The sequence below is a fragment of the Levilactobacillus angrenensis genome, from assembly GCF_003946085.1.
GTDB lineage: Bacteria > Bacillota > Bacilli > Lactobacillales > Lactobacillaceae > Levilactobacillus > Levilactobacillus angrenensis.
The window spans coordinates 76,834-95,165 of record NZ_RHOB01000012.1; the positions used below are offsets into that span (position 1 = coordinate 76,834).

The 18,332-nt window shown below is 52.7% G+C and carries 15 protein-coding genes and 1 other annotated feature; of the genes, 9 read left to right on the plus strand and 6 right to left on the minus strand.

The window, feature by feature from the left end:
• Positions 1-4 precede the first annotated feature (4 nt).
• On the plus strand, positions 5-952 hold the full coding sequence (locus EKM83_RS08645; protein WP_125576486.1) for an ABC transporter permease: 948 nt from the start codon (positions 5-7) through the stop codon (positions 950-952).
• 598 nt (positions 953-1,550) lie between these two features.
• Here EKM83_RS08645 and EKM83_RS08650 read toward each other — a convergent pair.
• Both EKM83_RS08650 and EKM83_RS08655 read right to left on the minus strand, forming a co-directional pair.
• Positions 1,551-3,011, minus strand: coding sequence for a PH domain-containing protein (locus EKM83_RS08650; RefSeq protein WP_125576488.1), 1,461 nt, complete (start codon positions 3,009-3,011; stop codon positions 1,551-1,553).
• Positions 2,998-3,474, minus strand: a complete 477-nt coding sequence (locus EKM83_RS08655) for a PH domain-containing protein (protein ID WP_125576490.1) — start codon at positions 3,472-3,474, stop codon at positions 2,998-3,000. The genes EKM83_RS08650 and EKM83_RS08655 overlap by 14 nt, the downstream gene beginning before the upstream one ends.
• Positions 3,475-3,865: 391 nt before the next feature.
• On the opposite strand from EKM83_RS08655, the gene EKM83_RS08660 reads away from it, so the two are divergent.
• A complete protein-coding gene (locus EKM83_RS08660; protein WP_125576492.1) occupies positions 3,866-4,306 on the plus strand; it encodes a nucleoside 2-deoxyribosyltransferase in 441 nt (146 codons plus the stop codon).
• Between the two features lie 159 nt (positions 4,307-4,465).
• Positions 4,466-5,878 carry a cytosine permease gene (locus EKM83_RS08665; protein ID WP_125576494.1) on the plus strand — a complete coding sequence of 471 codons (1,413 nt, stop codon included), beginning with the start codon at positions 4,466-4,468 and terminating at the stop codon, positions 5,876-5,878.
• 898 nt (positions 5,879-6,776) lie between these two features.
• On the opposite strand, the gene EKM83_RS08670 is transcribed toward EKM83_RS08665, so the two are convergent.
• From EKM83_RS08670 to EKM83_RS08680, 3 genes are read right to left on the minus strand one after another with little or no spacing between them, the layout of a single operon-like run.
• Positions 6,777-7,661 (minus strand): polysaccharide deacetylase family protein, encoded by an 885-nt coding sequence (locus EKM83_RS08670; RefSeq protein ID WP_164505633.1) that lies wholly within the window; start codon positions 7,659-7,661, stop codon positions 6,777-6,779.
• Positions 7,658-7,951 (minus strand): hypothetical protein, encoded by a 294-nt coding sequence (locus tag EKM83_RS08675; protein ID WP_125576498.1) that lies wholly within the window; start codon positions 7,949-7,951, stop codon positions 7,658-7,660. The genes EKM83_RS08670 and EKM83_RS08675 overlap by 4 nt, the downstream gene beginning before the upstream one ends.
• 2 nt (positions 7,952-7,953) lie before the next feature.
• Positions 7,954-9,171: a glycosyltransferase gene (locus EKM83_RS08680; RefSeq protein ID WP_125576500.1), complete on the minus strand. Its 1,218-nt coding sequence runs from the start codon at positions 9,169-9,171 to the stop codon at positions 7,954-7,956.
• 224 nt (positions 9,172-9,395) lie between these two features.
• On the opposite strand from EKM83_RS08680, the gene EKM83_RS08685 reads away from it, so the two are divergent.
• The 4 genes from EKM83_RS08685 (at position 9,396) to EKM83_RS08700 (ending at position 13,768) form a co-directional block, all read left to right on the plus strand.
• Entirely contained in the window at positions 9,396-9,638 is a 243-nt protein-coding gene (locus tag EKM83_RS08685; protein WP_125576502.1) for a hypothetical protein, read from the plus strand.
• A 90-nt stretch (positions 9,639-9,728) separates the two neighbouring features.
• Entirely contained in the window at positions 9,729-11,213 is a 1,485-nt protein-coding gene (locus tag EKM83_RS08690; RefSeq protein WP_125576504.1) for a helix-turn-helix domain-containing protein, read from the plus strand.
• 757 nt (positions 11,214-11,970) lie between these two features.
• Entirely contained in the window at positions 11,971-13,332 is a 1,362-nt protein-coding gene (locus EKM83_RS08695; protein ID WP_125576506.1) for a DUF2252 domain-containing protein, read from the plus strand.
• A 70-nt stretch (positions 13,333-13,402) separates the two neighbouring features.
• A complete protein-coding gene (locus EKM83_RS08700; RefSeq protein WP_125576508.1) occupies positions 13,403-13,768 on the plus strand; it encodes a MarR family winged helix-turn-helix transcriptional regulator in 366 nt (121 codons plus the stop codon).
• Positions 13,769-14,362: 594 nt separating this feature from the next.
• Here the strand turns inward: EKM83_RS08700 and EKM83_RS08705 are convergent.
• Positions 14,363-14,596, minus strand: a complete 234-nt coding sequence (locus tag EKM83_RS08705) for a hypothetical protein (protein WP_125576510.1) — start codon at positions 14,594-14,596, stop codon at positions 14,363-14,365.
• Positions 14,597-14,798: 202 nt separating this feature from the next.
• Between EKM83_RS08705 and EKM83_RS08710 the strand changes: the two genes are divergently transcribed.
• Complete coding sequence (locus tag EKM83_RS08710; RefSeq protein ID WP_125576512.1) at positions 14,799-16,166, plus strand: Nramp family divalent metal transporter; 1,368 nt, start codon at positions 14,799-14,801, stop codon at positions 16,164-16,166.
• Between the two features lie 93 nt (positions 16,167-16,259).
• Positions 16,260-16,457 (plus strand) — a binding site (T-box leader).
• 56 nt (positions 16,458-16,513) lie between these two features.
• Complete coding sequence (gene tyrS, locus EKM83_RS08715; RefSeq protein WP_125576513.1) at positions 16,514-17,773, plus strand: tyrosine--tRNA ligase; 1,260 nt, start codon at positions 16,514-16,516, stop codon at positions 17,771-17,773.
• Positions 17,774-18,332: the final 559 nt, after the last annotated feature.

Genomic DNA, 18,332 nt, shown 5'->3' on the forward strand with positions numbered 1-18,332 from the left:
GACTTTGCAAAATCAAGTGACAAAATTAATCTGGCGCCGGCATCGGCGGACATTTGTGTTGGCGGGGCTGCTCTCCTTGCTGGTAGGGGTGGCCAATGACTTGATCACCTTGCACACGTTGAATCAAATGCCGGGGCACACTGAATTAGTGAAGGCCAGCATCAATCACTGGCAAGTGTATGAGGGCGGTAGCTTTCCGGCGTATTCGTTTTGGCTGTTCATCGTGGCCTGGGCGCTCGGTCTGGTGTTAATGAATCAGGACCTGAAGGATAACTTTAATCAATTCTTATTCAGTAGCGGCTTTTCCCGTCAGCGGGTCTATTGGACCAAGTTGTGGCAGGGCCTGGCCGCAACGTTCGTAATCGTCGTCTTGACGCTAGCCGTGCAGTATGGTATTTTTTGGGTCAGTCTTCCGGCACGGGTGGGGTTCCATCTTGCCTGGCCGGGACTGATTACCTCGTGGGGCTATGGCTTGGCCGGCTCACTGGGGATGTTTGCGATGTGCTGGTTTGCGGCCCTGATCGTGGGGCAGACCGGCGCGTTAGTCGTGACCCTCATTGGGTTCACTCTGTCACTGTCCGGCGTGGCCGCTATTTTTGAACGACTGAATAGCAAAGGTGGCTTGGGATGGGACTTAAACGGCGCCCAATTGGCCTGGCTATCTGCCGGGTCGTGGGTCGTGGCGGCCCTGATCCTATTCATCTGGGGCGCGTACCTGTATCAGCACCTATCGCTGGAACACAATGGCGAATATCTGCTCTTCCCAGAATTGCGCGTACCGGTTTACATCGTGTTCGTCGTCTACGTGACCGGCGTCAATGGGTTCAACGGGACGGACGGATACAGCACCGTCATCAGCTTTTTGGTCGCCGCCGCCTTCGGCTATTTCTGGCTCTGGCGGCCCAGCATCATGGCCAAATGGCATCGGTGGCGCTCGCAACGTGAAGGCTAGAGAGTAAGTCGGCGTAGGATTTAAACGAAACAACTGGTAGTCCACGGATTACCAAGGGGAGTGACCAGCGGCGTTGGGGAACGCTGCTGATCGACAAGCCGGCGATAGTCGCTGGTAAATGAAAAATGGTGTTCCTGACTGTTTACGCAGTGGGAACACCATTTTTGGTTTGAAATAGATTTTAGCAATGTTGCTGGGACGGGTATTCTGTCCGTTAAAATTACTGAAACCAGGAGCCTGCGTCAGCCAGGGTTCCGCCTGCTCTGGGGAACGCCTCCGGCAAGTTGACGTCTATCAGTAACAACGTGTAGGCAGGAACCTTGCTGACAAGTTAGTTGTCACCAGGGGCTAAGACAATTGCTAGTGGCAAGCACTTCTGTAGCCGAGAGTTCGCCAAATATGGGTTCAGCCGTGGGAGTTGTCTTAGCGGCGCGGTTCATGCCGCTTAGACAACTGGCGTCTTTGAGACGTGAACTTCGGCTCAAAGCGAGGCCGAGACCGCTTCTCAGGCTCGGTCCGGTCCGCCCACCGCGTTCCAACCCATAGTTGGCGGACGGTAGGCGGTCAGTATCCACAATCCCGTCAGCCATATAAAATACTAAGTCCGGTGCAAGTACCAATCATAGATAGCGTGCGCCGCGTCGGCGTGGAGGTAGCGCAGCTCGATGGCCTGGTTGTGGTTGCCGTGGCGGATGTTGACGACCAGATGGGCCAAGTGGGTGCGTTTCATCCAGATGGACCGGGTCACCTTCATCGACTGAATTTTTTCAGTTGGGATGTAGTACAGCTCCCGTTCCCAGAAATGGCCGGTTTGCAGCGCCAATAACTTGGGGGACAACAGGGCGCCAGCTGTATTCTTGGCGGCGAAGCGACCTTGCAGTGCGGCAATTGGCAAGAGAATCAGACTGAGCCAGCCCCAACTGGGCCACAGCCACCACAGCAAGGCGATGGGCACCGCGACGACCAGCATGGTATTGCGGATTTGATACCAGCTGCGGGCGACACGTAGGGCGGACAAGTCCGGCTGCTGGCTGGGGAGCCACTGAATGAACGGCTGCATGGTGCGGTAGACGATGGCATTGTCAATCACCGGCATCACGACCAGGTCATTGTCGTCATCGTCGCTGGCAGCCTTCGAAGCAACCAGGACCTGAATCGTCTGGAGGTGCAGCCACTGCCGCAAGATATTTTGCTTGATGCGGACCCCCTGCAAGCGGTCGAGCGGAGCCGTGACGGTGTTACGTTGAAATAGACCCTTGGCTGCGACTAATTGGTGGTTGGACCGGGACAGTTCGAAATGATAATAGCGCGTCAGGGTCCACAAAAAGGCGCCCAGCCAGGCAATCAGGACGATGACGATAGCCCCGCCAATTAGCAGGGTCAGCCCTAAATGACTGGCGTCGTCGATTAAAGCATCGGCCACCTTGTGCGGAATCTTATTGTACAGTCCCAGCAGGACTAATAGAAACGGAATGAAAATCAGGGACGTCAGGCCAAATTTGACCAGGTCACGATAATTGATTTGATAATAGGCAGCTGGCTGGGGGGTAGCGGTGACGGGGGCCGGTTCAGTTGCGGTAGCCGGCGAATCGTCTGTCTGCGGATCCGTTGCCGTTGGGGCGGTCGTCGCGACTTGCCGGTAATGATTGATCAGCTGGGCGACGGTGATGGGCACCGCGGTCAACCGGGCTTCCGGCGCACTGTCGCTGTGGCTCGCCGTTTCGATCAGGACCTCTTCAAGTTTGAACGGACGCAGGTAAAACCACTGCTTGTTTTGGACCGTTTGAATCCGAGCGTAGGGGATGTGCTCGTGGTGTCGCACGAAGACGCCGGAGTGGACGACTATCGCGTCGGGCGCGATGACGTAGGTCAGCGTCAACCATTTGGCAAGCGGCCAGATGAAGAAGGCGACGAGTAGAATCGTCATGATGCCCCAGAACCAAATCGAGGTGTAGTCGTGGCTGGTGAGCACCAGAATCAGTAAAAACCAGTAGTCCTTGATGGATTTAGCGATGTGCTGGAGCAGACCCAATGGGTGCGTGCGTTTAGGCTTGGTCATGGCGCGCCTCCTGCGCCAACCGCATGATTTGTTCACGGAGGCGCTCAGCTTCGGCTAACTCTAGACCCTCGATGTCGTGGCTGGTGGAGGCCGTCGCAATCGAGACCTTAGTCAATTTCTGCCACTGCAACAGGGGGCCAGCGTTTAGGGTGACGTTTTGTACCCGGGCAATCGGGATGGCCACCCGTTTTTGGAAAATGAAGCCGGCTTGCATTTCCACTGCCAAATCAGTGATGTGGTAGCGGGTGAAGCGGTAGCGATATGGAATCAGGCCGGCTTCGATGAGCGGCTCGATAACGGTCAAAATCAGGGCAAATATGGGAACCCAGATGGACCAGTCCCAGTAGCGGTGGGCCAGCCAGAGCAACCCGCTGATGACCAGCAGGGCGACCAGGCTGCCTAGGGCGCTCAGCCCCCAGATACGCTTGATGCGTGGTGGTAGTTGATGATTAGTTGATGGCATAAAAAGTGAACTCCTCCCTTGTAGGTCTAAGTGTAGCAAGTCCCAGTCAGCTTGACAATGGGGGGTGATAAATAATCAATCATGTAATTAAAGCTGGCATAGACGGTTAAGGCATTAATGCAAAAAACTGAAAATGGCCTTCACCCGAGAGCCGTGGGCGTCAAACGTTTAACGTGGTCGGCTGCGGTGAAAATGAGGATTGACGAGCACTAATGGACCCCGTATAATAGCTAGAAACAACCAAATTGTCCTTTTAATTTAGTCCCGTGAGGCTAACAAAGGTCCGGTAGTCACTTAAGTTTAATGTGAGCTAGCGGCCTGACTCCTTGCGGGATCCGGCCGCTTTTTTCATGGCCGGCGGTTGCAAAGAAAGTATTGGAGGAGTTTTTTCATGGCACAAATTTACGTCGCAAGTCCCTTTTTCAGTCCCGAACAGGTCGACCGGGTCAAACGCCTGGAAGCCGCGTTGGCAGCGAACCCCACGGTCAAGGACTTCTATTCACCCCGGCTGCATCAAGACGCCGCTAACGAACAGTTCACCAAGCCTTGGGCCACGGAAATCTTCCATCGCGACATGGACCAAATCGCGGCCGCGGACGTCATCGTCACGGTCATTGACTTTGAGGCGAAGAATCTGGATTCAGGAACAGCCTATGAATTAGGGGTCGCCACGATGAGCAACAAGCCAATCTTGGCGCTACAAGAAAAGGACGAGGCGGTCAACTTGATGATCACCGAAAGCATGCACTGGTACACCAAGCAGGTCGATGATTTCAAGACGTACGACTTCAACACCCTGGCTAAGGGCGAATTCGTCGGCGAAATCTTGTAAAGTTGACTACCCAGTATGCCCCCGGCGACTAGATTGGTCGCCTTACCGTCCGGCAAATATGGGCTGGAACGCGGTGGGCGGACATTCAGTCCAACCGCAGGCAACTGGTAGTAACACTCTATAATTTCAAAAAAGTGAATAAAAGAAAGGTGAGGAACCGTGGCACAAGAGGTTAAAACAGCCGCAACGACGCAGACGGCCAAAACATTTGGACGCGTTGAATCAATCCCCATGGCACATCGGCGGATGTCCAACTGGGATTTATTTGCGACTTGGATTGGCGCTAACGCCAATAACGGAACGTGGTACATCGGTGGGGTCATTGCGGCCTGTGGCTTTGTCACAGCGTCGACGACCTTGGTGATTGTCGGCCTGATTTCCTATGCATTGCTGGCGGTGGCCAGTTACATGGGGTATTGCACCGGCGTACCAGCCATGGCGCTCACTCGCGCTTCATTTGGCTTACGGGGGAGCTTCATTCCCTCGGCAATCAACGTGATTCAATTTATCGGTTGGGCGGCCGTCAACACGTTTATCGCCGCCACATCGATCAGTTATATTTTCGGTGAACTCTTTGGTTGGCCGCTGTACGGCAAGCCAGGCGGGACGTTTGGCCTGATTGTCGGGATTTTGATTATGAGTGTCTTGCATTTGTTAAGCATCTCATTGGGCGAGAAATCTGTCCGCATGATTGAACGGGTCGGCATCATTTTGGTGGTCGTCTTCGTACTTTGGGAATCCGTCGTGGTCTTCCAAACGGTCTCATTTCACGAAATTGTCACGTGGCACGCCCCCGCTAACTTGCGGATGTCTTCAGGCGTGGCGGCCGACACGCTAGCGGCCTTCAATTTGGCCTGGGTCACCGCGGCTTCTGATTTCAGTCGCTTCACGGCGAAAAAATCGGCTGCGACCATGGCATCATTTCTCGGTGCCAATTTCGGGCTATTCTGGTTTGCCTTCATTGGCCTGTTCGCCACGATTGGTACGGCGGTCTCACTGAACCATTTTGACCCCAACAACTCGGACCCAAGCACGGTCGCCGCAAAATTAGGGCTAGGTGTGATTGCCTTACTGGTCATCGTTTTGACCAGCACCACGGCCAACGCGGTCAACTTGATGTCGGCTGGGTCGGCGCTGACGAATATGACGCACCGGTTGTCATTAAACGTCAGCCTGTGGATCGTCACGATTGCGGCCACATTGGTGACGTTCATTCCGGTCTATCTGGCCAGCTTCTTGGACGTGTTTGAAACGTTCCTGGACGGTATCGGCATGTTCCTGGGACCAGAAATTGCGATTTTCTTAGTCGATTACTTCTGCTTAAAAGGCCAGCAATACCGGCTGCCAGAATTGACCAAGGTGCGCGGTGCTTACTGGTACAGTCACGGCATCAATTGGGTCGCCGTGGCCAGCTGGGTTCTGGGCGTCGTGGCTTATTGGGGCCTGAAACAGGTCACGGTGATTGCCACCACGGTTGGCGCCACCTTCATTGCCATGGCGGTGACCGCCGGCATTTACTGGGTGGGCATGCACGTTACGCGCAGTCACGCCACCGCGGCCCTTACGAAGTAGCTTAACTTCACAGTTGGTCGGTGATGGTGAAAGGCCAATTGTCAAATGAAGCCAAAATTAAAAACTCCCCCGTCAGTCCTTTGCTGGCGAGGGAGTTTTTGGCGGACGATGGTTGGTGTTGCCAAAGCTGGAAGCCATTTCTATGATTGGTGACAATCAGCAACCCTATGTTAGTTGAAGGCTGAGTTAATACCTTGACTCTTGGAGCGATGGCGTTTTGTCCACTAAAACTGGTGAAAGCAAGGCCTGCGTCAGCCAGGGTTCCGCCTGCTCTGGGGAACACCTCCAGCCTGAGGAGCGGTCTTCCGGTTCGCTTTGAAGCCTGGCAAAACCGGCCAGGCTTCAAAGTCGTCCCACGCTGTAGGCTGAGACAAAACCTCAGCCAACACCGTTGTCACAGCTGGCTCCACCCTGGCTGCCTCCGGCGGGATTGGCGATTACCAGCAAGACTGTGTTAGTCAAAGACTAGTTGCCAAAACAGTTGTTACCTGGGGCTAAGTCGACCCTTACTGGCAAGCACTCCTGTAGCCGAGAGTCCACCAACTATGGGTTCAGCCGCTGAAAAAGAGTGGGACAACAGGCGATTAACTAGCGGTGTTAAGCGGAACCAGTTGCCTGTTGGCGCACGTTTCGGCTATGAGGCCAGAGACGCGGGTTTCCGGCTCAAAGCGAGGCCGAGACCGCTTCTCAGGATCGGTCCGGTCCGCCCACTGCGTTCCAACCCATAGTTGGCGGACGGCAGGCGGCTAGCTCAAACTACGAAGCTGTGAACGACTAATTCTTACGCCATCAGTCGCGTGGTGACAATAGTTCTAGCTGATTTTTGTCTTTCTTCAGATACGCAGTCTAAAAAAGGCTTCCCACCGTCTCACGAAGAGATGGCGGGAAGCCTTTGGTGTTACTTGAGCCAGTTACGCAGGGACGGCCAGCTTTCGTGATTGACGATGAGCCGGGGCGTCTCGTTGAGGTTCGTGTCAGACGTCACGATACCCGAATCTAACGTCGCGACCCAGTCCAAGTCTTGTTGGGCCAGGAAGTTGTTGATTTGAGCGGTTCCGCCACCATAAGGGTAGGCGAACGACGTGGCATTGACGCCGGTGTGGTCCTTCAACTCCTGAACAGATTTGGCAAAGTCACGTTGGAATTTGCCATAGTAGTGGGGTTGCAGGAAAACCGGTTGCATTTTTGGGGTTAAATGGTGCAGGTTGTGGGTGTGTAACCCCAGGGTCATCAGTTGGCCGGCTTCGTCTTGGGCAGCCTTGATCTGCCGCCACGTGGCCATTTGACTACCTTCCCGGTACATGCCGGTGTTCCCGGTAATGATGAAGGTCGTGAACGGGAAGTTGTAGTGACGCATCACGGGGATGGCGTTGTCAATGACACTACGGTCGATGTCGTCAAAGGTTAAGACGACGTACTTGCCCTTGATGGGCCGGTGCGACTGAACCATGCGGGCCATGGTCGTGGCCGAGATGACGTTGACGTGATTCTTCTTGAGAAAGGCCATTTGTTCAGCGAACTCATCAGCCGGCACATTGAATTCGTGAAGCTGTGAGTTGTTGGAAAGCGTCTCCGCAATTTGCGTCGACACAGAGTGTTTGAGCACCCGATGGTAACAGAAGACCATGATACCGTTCTTCATTTTTCGAAAACGGGCAGGGAGCGCGTAGCTTTCTTCAGTTTGATGTTGCTTGGTGGCTTGATGTTGGTAAGTCCAGCCGAGGCTGAAGACCAGTGTCAAGACCAACGCAATCAACAGTCCTTGGCGCGTATGACGTTTCATGCCCGGTCCTCCTTTGTCAGGTGGACCCATCGGAAACAGCCATAGGCCGGGACGATGAGCAGTAACACGCCAATCAGAATCAAAATAGCGTTATTGGCGTGGGGTTGTAGGTTGAGTAGCAGGTACAAACTGACTAAGCCGTCGCTGTACCAACCCAGACTGAAGCTGATATTGGCAAAGACGACTAGCGCGATGAACAGCCACAGGGCGATTAAAATCACGGCCCGTAAGACGCGGCTACCTCGGCTAGTTTGGTGACGCACGATTGGATCAAAATTTGGATTCTTCACGGTTATAACCCCCGATCTGGACTCCGCCAAGTCCCTTTACGTTGGGGACTGACGAAGTAAGAAGCGATAGCAGATAGGCAACTGACTAAGTTGACCATCCAGTAGTACAGCACGTAGATGGGCACTAAGAGCAGTTCCGGTCCAGCTAATTTGGCCGTCATTTGTGAGGACACGAAGCCCACGGTAAATTGAATGCCACTGAGGCACAACAGGATGACCAGCAAGTTGCCGTCTAGCGACAGCCCGTGGAGGTACCACAGCTTGATGGTGTAGGCCAGGATGCTGAGCGCCGTGGAAATGGCCCAGAGATTGCTGACGACGGTTTCTAACAGTAAGAACCGTTGCCCCCAGGGATTGCGATAAAAGCCGCGCCAGTTGGTGACCAGGACTTCTAGTCCACCACGTGACCAGCGTTGTCGTTGCTTGATTAGTCCCCGTAGGCGTTCGGGAACCAAAATCCAGCAAATGGCCCGCGGTTCATAAGCCACGCGCCAATGGTGGCGGTACATCCGCCAGGTAATGTCGATATCCTCGGTCATGACAGCCGGATTCCAGCCGCCGACCTGTTCTAAGGCTTCGCGACGAAAGGCCACGATGACGCCAGAAACGGTGGTGATGGACCCGGTCAAATAGGCCTGGGCCTTCTTGATTAAATCAATTACCCCGATATACTCCAGTAATTGTAGCCGGCCCAACAGATTGGAACGGTTCCGTACGACGGGCTTGCCGGTGACGGCACCAAAGTCGGGTTGTGACGTCAAGGTGGTGACCAGTTGCGTGACCGCGTCGGGTGCCAGTAAACTATCGGCGTCGATGCCGACGAGGTAGTCCCCTTTAGCAGCCTTGAGTCCCTGGTTCAAGGCGTTGGCCTTCCCCTGGTTCGTTGGCAAAGCCACGATGGTCATCGGCACGTTGGTCCACGTGGCTTTAAGCCGGTTCATGATAGCCAACGTGTCATCGGTGCTACAGTCGTCAATCAGTACCAGTTCGTATCGTGCATAGTTTAAACTGGCTAAAGACCGGACGGCAGCGTCTAGTGTGTCCGCTTCATTGTGGGCAGGAACCAAGATCGACACAAACGGTTGTGTCTGCGCATCAAGGAGGGTCCGCGGTTGTCGGCGTCGATAAAGACTCGAAAACAGACAGCCCGTGATCCAAATGATGGACACGAAAATTGGATACCCGACCACAAAGGCGGTATTGAGATTGTTAAACCACATAACTTTGTATTCTCCCCCAGAATTTCACTTCACATTATTAATTAGCGGCTATCAGCATACCACAGCCGGGTGAAGAATGGAAAGCCTAAAATGAAAAATGACGAAATCGTAACCTTTCATAATATTCTTAATGAAAACGTCATTTACTTGAGCGGCCCATAGCGCCGGTGAACAGCGGCCGTGGTAAAATATAGAAGAAAAGAAAAACTGAAAGGGTGATCGAAATGATGCAACAGATGCCAATCCTACCCTTGGTCCAACGGCTGACGGAAGGCGAAAGTGTGACGTTGTCGACGGATAAGGGTGAAGACGTTCGGGTATCGCCAGAGGTCGTTGACGGCCAACTGACGGGCAATTTTGTCAGCACCAATCTACCGGGCGTTCGCTACGACGATCCCCGGATTATTTTGAAGGAAACATTAGCCAAGTTTGATGAGCAGGGTGTGACCATTGACAGCATTGATTAGCTGAACCCCTGATTGCCCCTGAACCGGCGACAACCGTCGCGGCTCGGGGGCTTTCGGCATACTCAGGGGGAATTACAGGGGGAGAGAGCAGTGAAAATTGATTTTGCGATGTTAACGGCCAAGGACCTCTTGAAGATCCAGCTGTTAACGTATATTCGTGACCAGGCCGGGGAGTTTAGCCTCACGGATTTCGCGACGATGGCGGACGTGAGCTATTCGCGGGCCTATCACGTGTTATTGAATTTACGGAGTGATCTGTTGGTGCTCGACCAGCAGACAGTTTTGACGAAAGACTTACTAACCACACGGGTGACAATGGACGATTACCGGCACTGGCTGTACCGGCAAAGCGTGCCGTACTTAGCCATGCGGGCGACGCTGACCGGGGAATATCAGCAAACCAGCGACTTTTGTGCGGCCCACGAGATTAGTTTGTCAACCTTTAACCGCCGGATGCGACCAATGAAACACGAACTGGCTCAATATAATCTTCAGCTGTCAGCCAGTCCCTTGCGTCTGGTGGGCAACGAAACGCTGATTCAGCTACTTTATTTTATGTTATTTACCACGACGCTGACACCGGTCACGGAATTACCGGTAGTACCCACGCAACTGCAGGTCTTGCACCAGCAGTTGGTCAAGACCTACACGCAGTCTGGCTTATATCAAGATGCGGTCAGTCTCCAGCAGCGGCGCGACCTCATGATTACGCTGGCTTTGTTGCGGTTGGCCCAGGGTCACCGCTACCCCGCGTTGCGCTTGCCGTTAGTCCATTTGACGGACCTGCGCGAACTGGCGGGCCAATTTCAAACGCGGCTGGGCGACTCGCCGCAGCAGGCCTTGACGGAATTGGCCACGCTGGATTACCTGTTGACGAGTTCGCCTTACTTCGTGCGGGCCTTACAACCAAAGGCGATGGCCCGACTGTATCGCGGCTTGCGTCATCGAAATGGTCGTTACCAATTGGCACCTGGCGTGGCTGAACTGGCCGACTTTGCGCAGGGGGATGACTGGTTTGCCAACTGGTTGTTTTCCCTGTGTCAGTTCATGTTACTGTTCAGAGTGGACCCACTGTTGCGACCAGAAATCACGGCGCTGTACCAGCCGACGCCGTCTTCGTCCGCGGCCGCGTTAGTGATGGCGGAAAATATGGGCTTGCTGTATCCACAACAGGTCGGCAAAATGGACCTGCGGATGGTGCAGAAATACTTGAGCAAGTACACGAACGGTCTGACCTTGACCGCAGCCAAAGTCGAAATCCTGGTGACCTACGATATGATCGGGGTGACCACGGATATCTTCAACCGGCTGCTGAGTGGCATCGTGCATTTGAGCTTACTGACGGACCAAACGACCATCGACCCGCAACATCGCGATAACTACATCGTGGTGTACGGCGTCGACCCGCGCGCCGAGGCCTATGCGCGGCGGGAAAAACTGGAGATTTTTCACTGGGTCAAGGAGCTGCCATATGGGGAAAACTTAGACCGGCTGATTCGCAAATTGCGACACCACGAGCTGTCCCTGTTCGCCCTAGACTTCAACAACCACAGTCATCCGGAAGATGAGGATTAAGTTAATCTGGCTGACGAGGTTGATGGGTCTGGCCGCCTTACCGTTCGCTAGCTGTGAGTCGGTACGCTGTAGGCGGACGGGGCGAGCCTGAGAGGCGGTCTCGCCCCTCAGTTTGGAGCCGATAAATCGCGTCTCCAAACTGCCAGTAGCCTAACCAGCTAAAGGCGCTGCTCAGGCTACTCCTACGGCTGAACTCACAGCTAGCGAACTCTCGGCTACTATAGTGGTGGTCAGTGATGTTGGCTAAGCCCGTGGTACCAGTGACTGTAATTGTGTTGGGGTGTCGACGACGAGCGAGTCGATTAGCTGTGATTGCTGATAAAATTAAGACAAATTGGCGAGTCTGGGGGGTTCCCTTAGGCTCGTTTTCGTGTTGATAGTGGTGTGGGGGGATGCTGGTCAGAAGGGTATTGGAGAGTTTGAAAAATCATTGGTCCAGGTTGTCAGTAAAACGCTTGGTGTCGGGTAGTCATCTGTTGTAGCCGGTAGTTCGTCAAATATGGGTTCAGCCGTGGGAGTTTTCTTAGCGGTGGTCTTTGCCGCTTAGAAAACTGGCGTCTTTGAGACGTGAACTTCGGCTCAAAGCGAGGTGGTGAGACCGCTCTTTGGCTCGCCCCGTCCGCCCACCGCGTTCCGACCCATAGTTGGCGAACGGTAGGCGGCCAGGTCATACTGTCCAGTGTTTTTCTGGTGGCATGGCCAAAATGACTCGCAAGTGCGGTAGAATAGGAATGAATGAACAATGGGAGGTGGCGTGATGACGCCAGCAGCATTTAGTACCGGCCGGGTACAAGTGAATAAAACCATCGCAGAACTGCGGAGCATGGGCAAGGCAGCCCGGACGCAGGTGCCCTTTGCGGCGCTGGGGAGTTACACCCCAACGAACCGCGACAGTAATCAGATGATGGATCGGATTCGGCAACTGTTGATTCCGGAGCTTTTGCCCGAACGGACGCAGCGGATGGGGGCGTCGGCCTTCGCTTTTTTCCGCGGGACAGCTGAACTGATGGAAGCGGACCTGAGCGCGCAACCGGACTCGACGATTGCCACGTTCATCTGTGGGGACGCGCACATTGGGAACTTTGGGTTTTACGCGTCGCCAGAACGGCGGCTGTTGTTTGACCTCAACGATTTTGACGAAGCGGGGATCAATCCTTGGGAATGGGATTTGAAACGCCTACTGGTCAGCGTGTTACTCGCGGCCCAAGCCAACGATTTCAAAGAAAAGAAAATCAAGCAACTGTTGCCGCTGGTGTCGGCGACGTATCGTAAGAGCATCAAGCGCATGTTTGAACAGACCACGCTCAGCCGCTTCTACCCGATGAACGAGGTGGAGAAGCTGGTCAAAGCCAGTGCGCTCGATGAGGACAGTTCCAAACTGTTGACGTCCATCATGGGGCGGGCTAGCAAGCGCGATTCCGAACAAGTCGTGCGTAAATTTACCACGCTCGATGTGCGCGGCAACCTGTGTTTTCGGGAAAATGCCCCGCGGACGACCCACGTGGATGACGACTTTACTAGCCACATTGCGGCCTATTTCGCGGCCTATCGCCAAACGTTGCGGCCCGACGTGAATCTCTTGTTGTCGCAGTATCACATCACGGATGTGGTGCGGCACAGCGTCGGCGTCGGTAGCTTTGGCTCGCGGTGCTATTTGGTGCTGTTGACCAGCATCGACGGTTCGCATTTGGTCTTGCAGGTCAAAGAGGCCTTGCCAACGCGGCGCCAAGGGAGCCAGCAAGCGACCCACATCACGGTTGCCCTGGAAAAGACGGAAGGCCAACGCATCGTCGATTGTCAGAAAATTCTGCAGTCGGCCTCGGACCCATTTCTGGGCTATTTCGCCGGTGCCGAACAGAGCTTTTACGTCCGCCAGTTCCGCGACATGAAGGAATCCATCGACTTGACCCAACTGGACTGGGACCAATTTCAAACGTACGCCAACACCTGCGCCTGGACGCTGGCGATTGCCCACTGCCAAAGCCCGACCGCGGCCATGATTCGCGGCTACTTGGGAAATGGAAAACAGTTCGACGACGCCATGGCTGATTTTGCCTGGGCGTACGCGGACCAGGTCCAACATGACTACCAAGCCTTCGTTGATTACCGCCTAGCTTAGCGGTGTGCCACAGGAATGTGGTTCGTGGTACAATGTAAGCGGATACATTATTGATGGGAGTGAGGTTCGGATGCCAGAGCAGGAACAGTTACAGAAGTTGACCCAAATTTATACATTGGTGACGCAGTGCTACAATCAGCCGTTGCCGGAGTTGGCCATTAATTTACCGCAGTGCCAACTGATGAGCTATGTTGCGGCGGAACAAATGACGGTTGCTCAGGTGGCTCACAAGCTGAATTTTTCCGCGACGCGTACGTCCAATCTCGTCGTCGATCTGTGCAAGCGCGGGTATCTGAAACAACAGGTCGCGGACCACGACCGGCGTCGACGCTATCTGGGGTTGACCCAGTTGGGAACGGAAAAGATGGCGCTGATTCGGCAGCAGTTGCCGACGATTTTACAAAATACGCTGCGGACGTTGCAGGATAAGCGTTGATTTACATAGATAGACCGAAGACCTGGGCGTGCTGTGCCCGGGTCTTTGGGTTTTAGTGGCGGTTATAGTCAATAGACTAAAGATTGAAAGATGAAAATCAGCTAGCACTATTGTCACTATGCATTAAAGTCAGATATTTACAGCTTCGTAGTTTGTACTGGCCGGTAAAAGTCGACTTAGCCCCAGGCAACAGCTGATCTAGCAACTGGTCTCTAGCACAAGGTTACTGATAATCGTCAACTCGCCGGAGGCAGCCAGAGGTGGAGCCAGCTGTGTCGACGCTGTAGACTGAGGTTTTTTCTCAGCCTACAGCGTGGGACGACTTGAGAGACTGGCGAGTTTTGCCAGGCTTTCAAGCGAACCGGAAGACCGCTTCTCAGGCTGGAGGTGTTCCCCAGAGCAGGCGGAATCTCTGGCTGACGTAGGCATCTGGCCTCACTAATTTTAGTGGACAGAACACTATTGTTCCGGGAACTACCGGGTTAATACTATTTTCACCCCTTAGACTACAGTCAATAGAAAAGCGAGTCCGGGAGAACTTCTCCTAGACTCGCTCATTTTGTCTGGCGTTAAGGCTGGTAGCTGACCAGCCGGCTATAGGCTACGTTTGTGTGAGGCTTGGAGTTGCTGACTGGCGGCGTGACGCGACCACCCATCGGCAATAAGTCCGGCCACCACCAGGGTCAACAAGCCCCCGGTGCCCAGCGCCCCCAAGCCAATGACGGCCGGGGTGAGTTGGCGGGTGATTACGGCGGCGAGTCCGGCCAAAACCAAGATGGCGATGAACAACGGCGCTAAAATTTCCAAAAATACTTTGAGATTTGACATTTACGGGACCACTTTCTGAAAAAAGATTGTCCAACCATTATCTAGCAAGAACCGTGAAAACACAAGAAAATTTGGTATTTTTGGGGTTATTTATTTAATGGGTAATATAAAATAAAAGTTAGGAACGTTTAAAAAAAGCTTGATAATCCCCGGTGAGTCAGTATAATAATTGCATATCATCAAGATAGGGGAGTGGGAAAATATGACAGACAACGTTTCAACGAAGTCGCCTTTGGTCGGCAGCGCAAACGGACCGTCATTGCAAGAAATTAATGGATCCGTCAAGATTCCTAAGGAGAAGGGCTTCTTGAAGAACCTGTTGGCCTTTTCCGGGCCGGGAGCGTTAGTGGCCGTGGGTTACATGGATCCGGGGAACTGGGTAACGTCGATCGGTGGGGGTGCCCAATACGGCTACCTGTTGATGTCTGTGATCTTGATTTCGAGTTTGATTGCGATGTTGCTACAGTACATGGCAGCTAAACTGGGAATCGTGACGCAAATGGATTTGGCTCAAGCTACGCGAGCCCATACCACCAAGCGCATTGGCGCCATTTTGTGGGTCGTCACGGAGCTGGCCATCATGGCTACGGATATCGCCGAAGTGATTGGGGGCGCGATTGCTCTGCAGCTGTTGTTCGGCGTGCCGTTGATTTTAGGGGTCTCGTTGACCGTATTTGACGTCTTACTACTATTGTTATTAACCAAGCTGGGCTTCCGGAAAATCGAAGCTATCGTGGTCTGCCTGATTGCGGTCATCTTAGTGGTCTTTGCCTACGAAGTGGTGATTGCGCAACCGAACATGGGCGCTGCCGTAGCTAATTTCATTCCGAAACCAGAAATTATGCATCCTGGACAACTGACCATGGCGTTGGGAATCGTGGGTGCGACCGTGATGCCACACAACTTGTATTTGCACTCGTCAATTTCGCAAACGCGGAAATTTGACCGCGAAGACCCGGCTGAAATGGCGCGGGCCGTGAAATTTACGACTTGGGACTCCAACATTCAGCTGTTTGGTGCGTTTGTCATCAACTGTCTCTTGCTGTTGCTGGGGGCAGCGATGTTCTTCGGTAAAGGGACGGACCAACTGGGGACTTTTGGTAATTTGTACGCAGCGCTACAGGATAATCATTTAGCCGGTGCGGTGGCTTCACCATTATTATCAACGCTGTTTGCGGTGGCGCTGCTCGCTTCTGGACAAAACTCCACGATTACGGGGACGCTGACGGGACAGGTCATCATGGAAGGCTTCATTAATATGAAGATTCCGTTGTGGGTGCGGCGGTTAGTCACGCGGTTGATTTCCGTATTGCCCGTGATTGCGGCGACCATCTTCTTTGGTGGGAGCGAACGGGCTTTGGATAGTCTGTTGGTCAACTCACAGGTGTTCTTGTCGATTGCCTTGCCATTTTCCATGATTCCACTGACGATTTTTACGTCATCGAAGAAAATCATGGGGGAACAGTGGGTCAATAAACGGTGGATCACCGTGTCGGCTTGGGTCTGCACGATTGTTCTGACGCTGCTGAACATTCAGATCGTTTGGACGACGGTAACGGACCTGTTTTAAGCCTAGCTGTTGACGGACTAGTCTTAGCAAAAAATAATCCGTAGCCTGGCCGGCGTCTATTGACTTTTATCGCCGGGGTCGGTATCATCAAGGACATAAGCTAAGAAACAGTCCAGTAGTGATGGCGGCTCCGGTTAAGAGATTTGACGGTGCTGGGAGTCAAAACGCCCGTGGTCACGAATTACGCTGTGGAGCGGCCGAGATTTCGGCGGGTCATTCCGTTAACGATGACGAGCGGTTGTCGATCGACAACAACTTGGGTGGTAACGCGGATTTTAATTCGTCCCTGATGGCATAACGCCATTGGGGGCTTTTTTGTAGTGAGGGCAATTTTAGGAGGAAAAGATATGTCGATTATTGATGAACTGAAGTGGCGTGGCGCCATTAACCAACAGACTGACGAATCCGGCTTGGGCGACTTGGTCAACGAAAAGGCAGTCGGCTTGTATGCCGGGATTGACCCAACTGGGGATTCCATGCACATTGGTCATTTGATTCCATTCATGATTTTGAAACGATTCCAGTTAGCGGGTCACCGCCCATACATCGTGATTGGTGGGGCCACGGGTTCCATTGGTGATCCTTCCGGTAAGAAAGCAGAACGGGTCTTACAAACGATGGACCAAGTGCACCACAACGAAGTTTGCCTGACCAAGCAGATGGAACACCTCTTCGGTCAAGACGGCTCCTTTAAGATTGTGAACAACTACCAATGGCTATCCAAGATTTCATTGTTGGACTTCTTGCGAGACTATGGGAAGTTATTTAACGTCAACAACATGTTGAACAAGGAAGTCGTGGCTTCACGGCTAGAAGTCGGGATTTCTTACACGGAATTCACGTACCAAATCCTCCAATCAATCGATTTCCTTCATTTATACCAAGCAGAAGATGTCCAATTACAAATTGGTGGCGCGGACCAATGGGGGAACATCACGGCCGGTATCGACCTGATCCACAAACAAGAGGGCGCGGATGCCAAGGCGTACGGTCTGACGATTCCATTATTGTTGAAGGCAGACGGTACGAAGTTTGGGAAGTCAGAAGGCGGCAACATCTGGTTAGACCCAGAAAAGACGTCACCATACGAATTCTACCAATTCTGGATCAACACGGATGACCGTGACGTTATCAAGTTCTTGAAGTACTTCACCTTCCTGGACCAAGACGAAATCCAAGAACTGGCAGATGCTGTGGCGACCCATCCAGAAAAGCGCCTGGCCCAAACTCGCCTGGCTGAAGAAGTCACGGAATTTGTTCACGGTAAAGAAGCGGTCGCTGAAGCCCAACACATTACGAAGGCGTTGTTCTCCGGGGATGTGGCTGACTTAACCGCTAGTGAAATCGAACAAGGCTTTAAGAAGATGCCATCGGTCACGGTCAACGCTGATAAGAAAAACATCGTTGAATGGCTGGTTGATGACACGAAGATTGAATCCTCTCGGCGCCAAGCCCGTGAAGATTTGACCAACGGGGCCATTCGCATCAACGGCGAAAAGGTGACGGCAACAGATATTGAAATCGATCCAACCAGTGCCTTTGACGGTAAGTTTGTAATCGTCCGGCGCGGGAAGAAACGTTATTTCTTAGTCCGAGTTGCGGATTAATTAAGCTGATATTGCGGCACGAGCGCACGATGGGTGCGTTCGTGCTTTTTTAGTGCCAAAGTAAAGACGAACGGTTATTAGAGAAAAATCAGGAAACACACGGCCGTCGGATAACTATTCTGGTGCTTTCACGAGTAAGATATGCCTTTGAAAAAAGCTACAATTATTTTCAGATTTTAGTTGACGGTAGGGGTTGTGGTTGGTATAGTTATATATGTTGTCACGGCGATTCACCAACTAGACCAATTCAATGAGTTGAAAATAGTTGTTGACAAAGGTGATGACAAAATGTTATATTGATTAAGTTGTCGCTTCTTGATAACGAATCAACGAGAAACGTTGTTAAATCAAACTTCTTGTTGACATCAAATCAGTTAAATGATATGATGATTAAGTTGTCTGCGAGAGTAGATGACATGGTAGACCTTTGAAAACTGAACATTGTTTCGACAAACCAAATATGTGTAGGGCGGTTTGATACTTGGTATCAAACCCAAACAATATTTGCGAAGTCAATTCGCTTTTAAAAATGTAACAACAATCGATGAGCTATTCAAGC

Coding starts and splice junctions, on each gene's coding strand:
- EKM83_RS08650 (WP_125576488.1), bottom strand. CDS start 3,011: ATGACCAAGCCTAAACGCACGCACCCATTGGGTCTGCTCCAGCACATC.
- EKM83_RS08655 (WP_125576490.1), bottom strand. CDS start 3,474: ATGCCATCAACTAATCATCAACTACCACCACGCATCAAGCGTATCTGG.
- EKM83_RS08660 (WP_125576492.1), top strand. CDS start 3,866: ATGGCACAAATTTACGTCGCAAGTCCCTTTTTCAGTCCCGAACAGGTC.
- EKM83_RS08670 (WP_164505633.1), bottom strand. CDS start 7,661: ATGAAACGTCATACGCGCCAAGGACTGTTGATTGCGTTGGTCTTGACA.
- EKM83_RS08680 (WP_125576500.1), bottom strand. CDS start 9,171: ATGTGGTTTAACAATCTCAATACCGCCTTTGTGGTCGGGTATCCAATT.
- EKM83_RS08685 (WP_125576502.1), top strand. CDS start 9,396: ATGATGCAACAGATGCCAATCCTACCCTTGGTCCAACGGCTGACGGAA.
- EKM83_RS08695 (WP_125576506.1), top strand. CDS start 11,971: ATGACGCCAGCAGCATTTAGTACCGGCCGGGTACAAGTGAATAAAACC.
- EKM83_RS08700 (WP_125576508.1), top strand. CDS start 13,403: ATGCCAGAGCAGGAACAGTTACAGAAGTTGACCCAAATTTATACATTG.
- EKM83_RS08705 (WP_125576510.1), bottom strand. CDS start 14,596: ATGTCAAATCTCAAAGTATTTTTGGAAATTTTAGCGCCGTTGTTCATC.
- EKM83_RS08710 (WP_125576512.1), top strand. CDS start 14,799: ATGACAGACAACGTTTCAACGAAGTCGCCTTTGGTCGGCAGCGCAAAC.
- tyrS (WP_125576513.1), top strand. CDS start 16,514: ATGTCGATTATTGATGAACTGAAGTGGCGTGGCGCCATTAACCAACAG.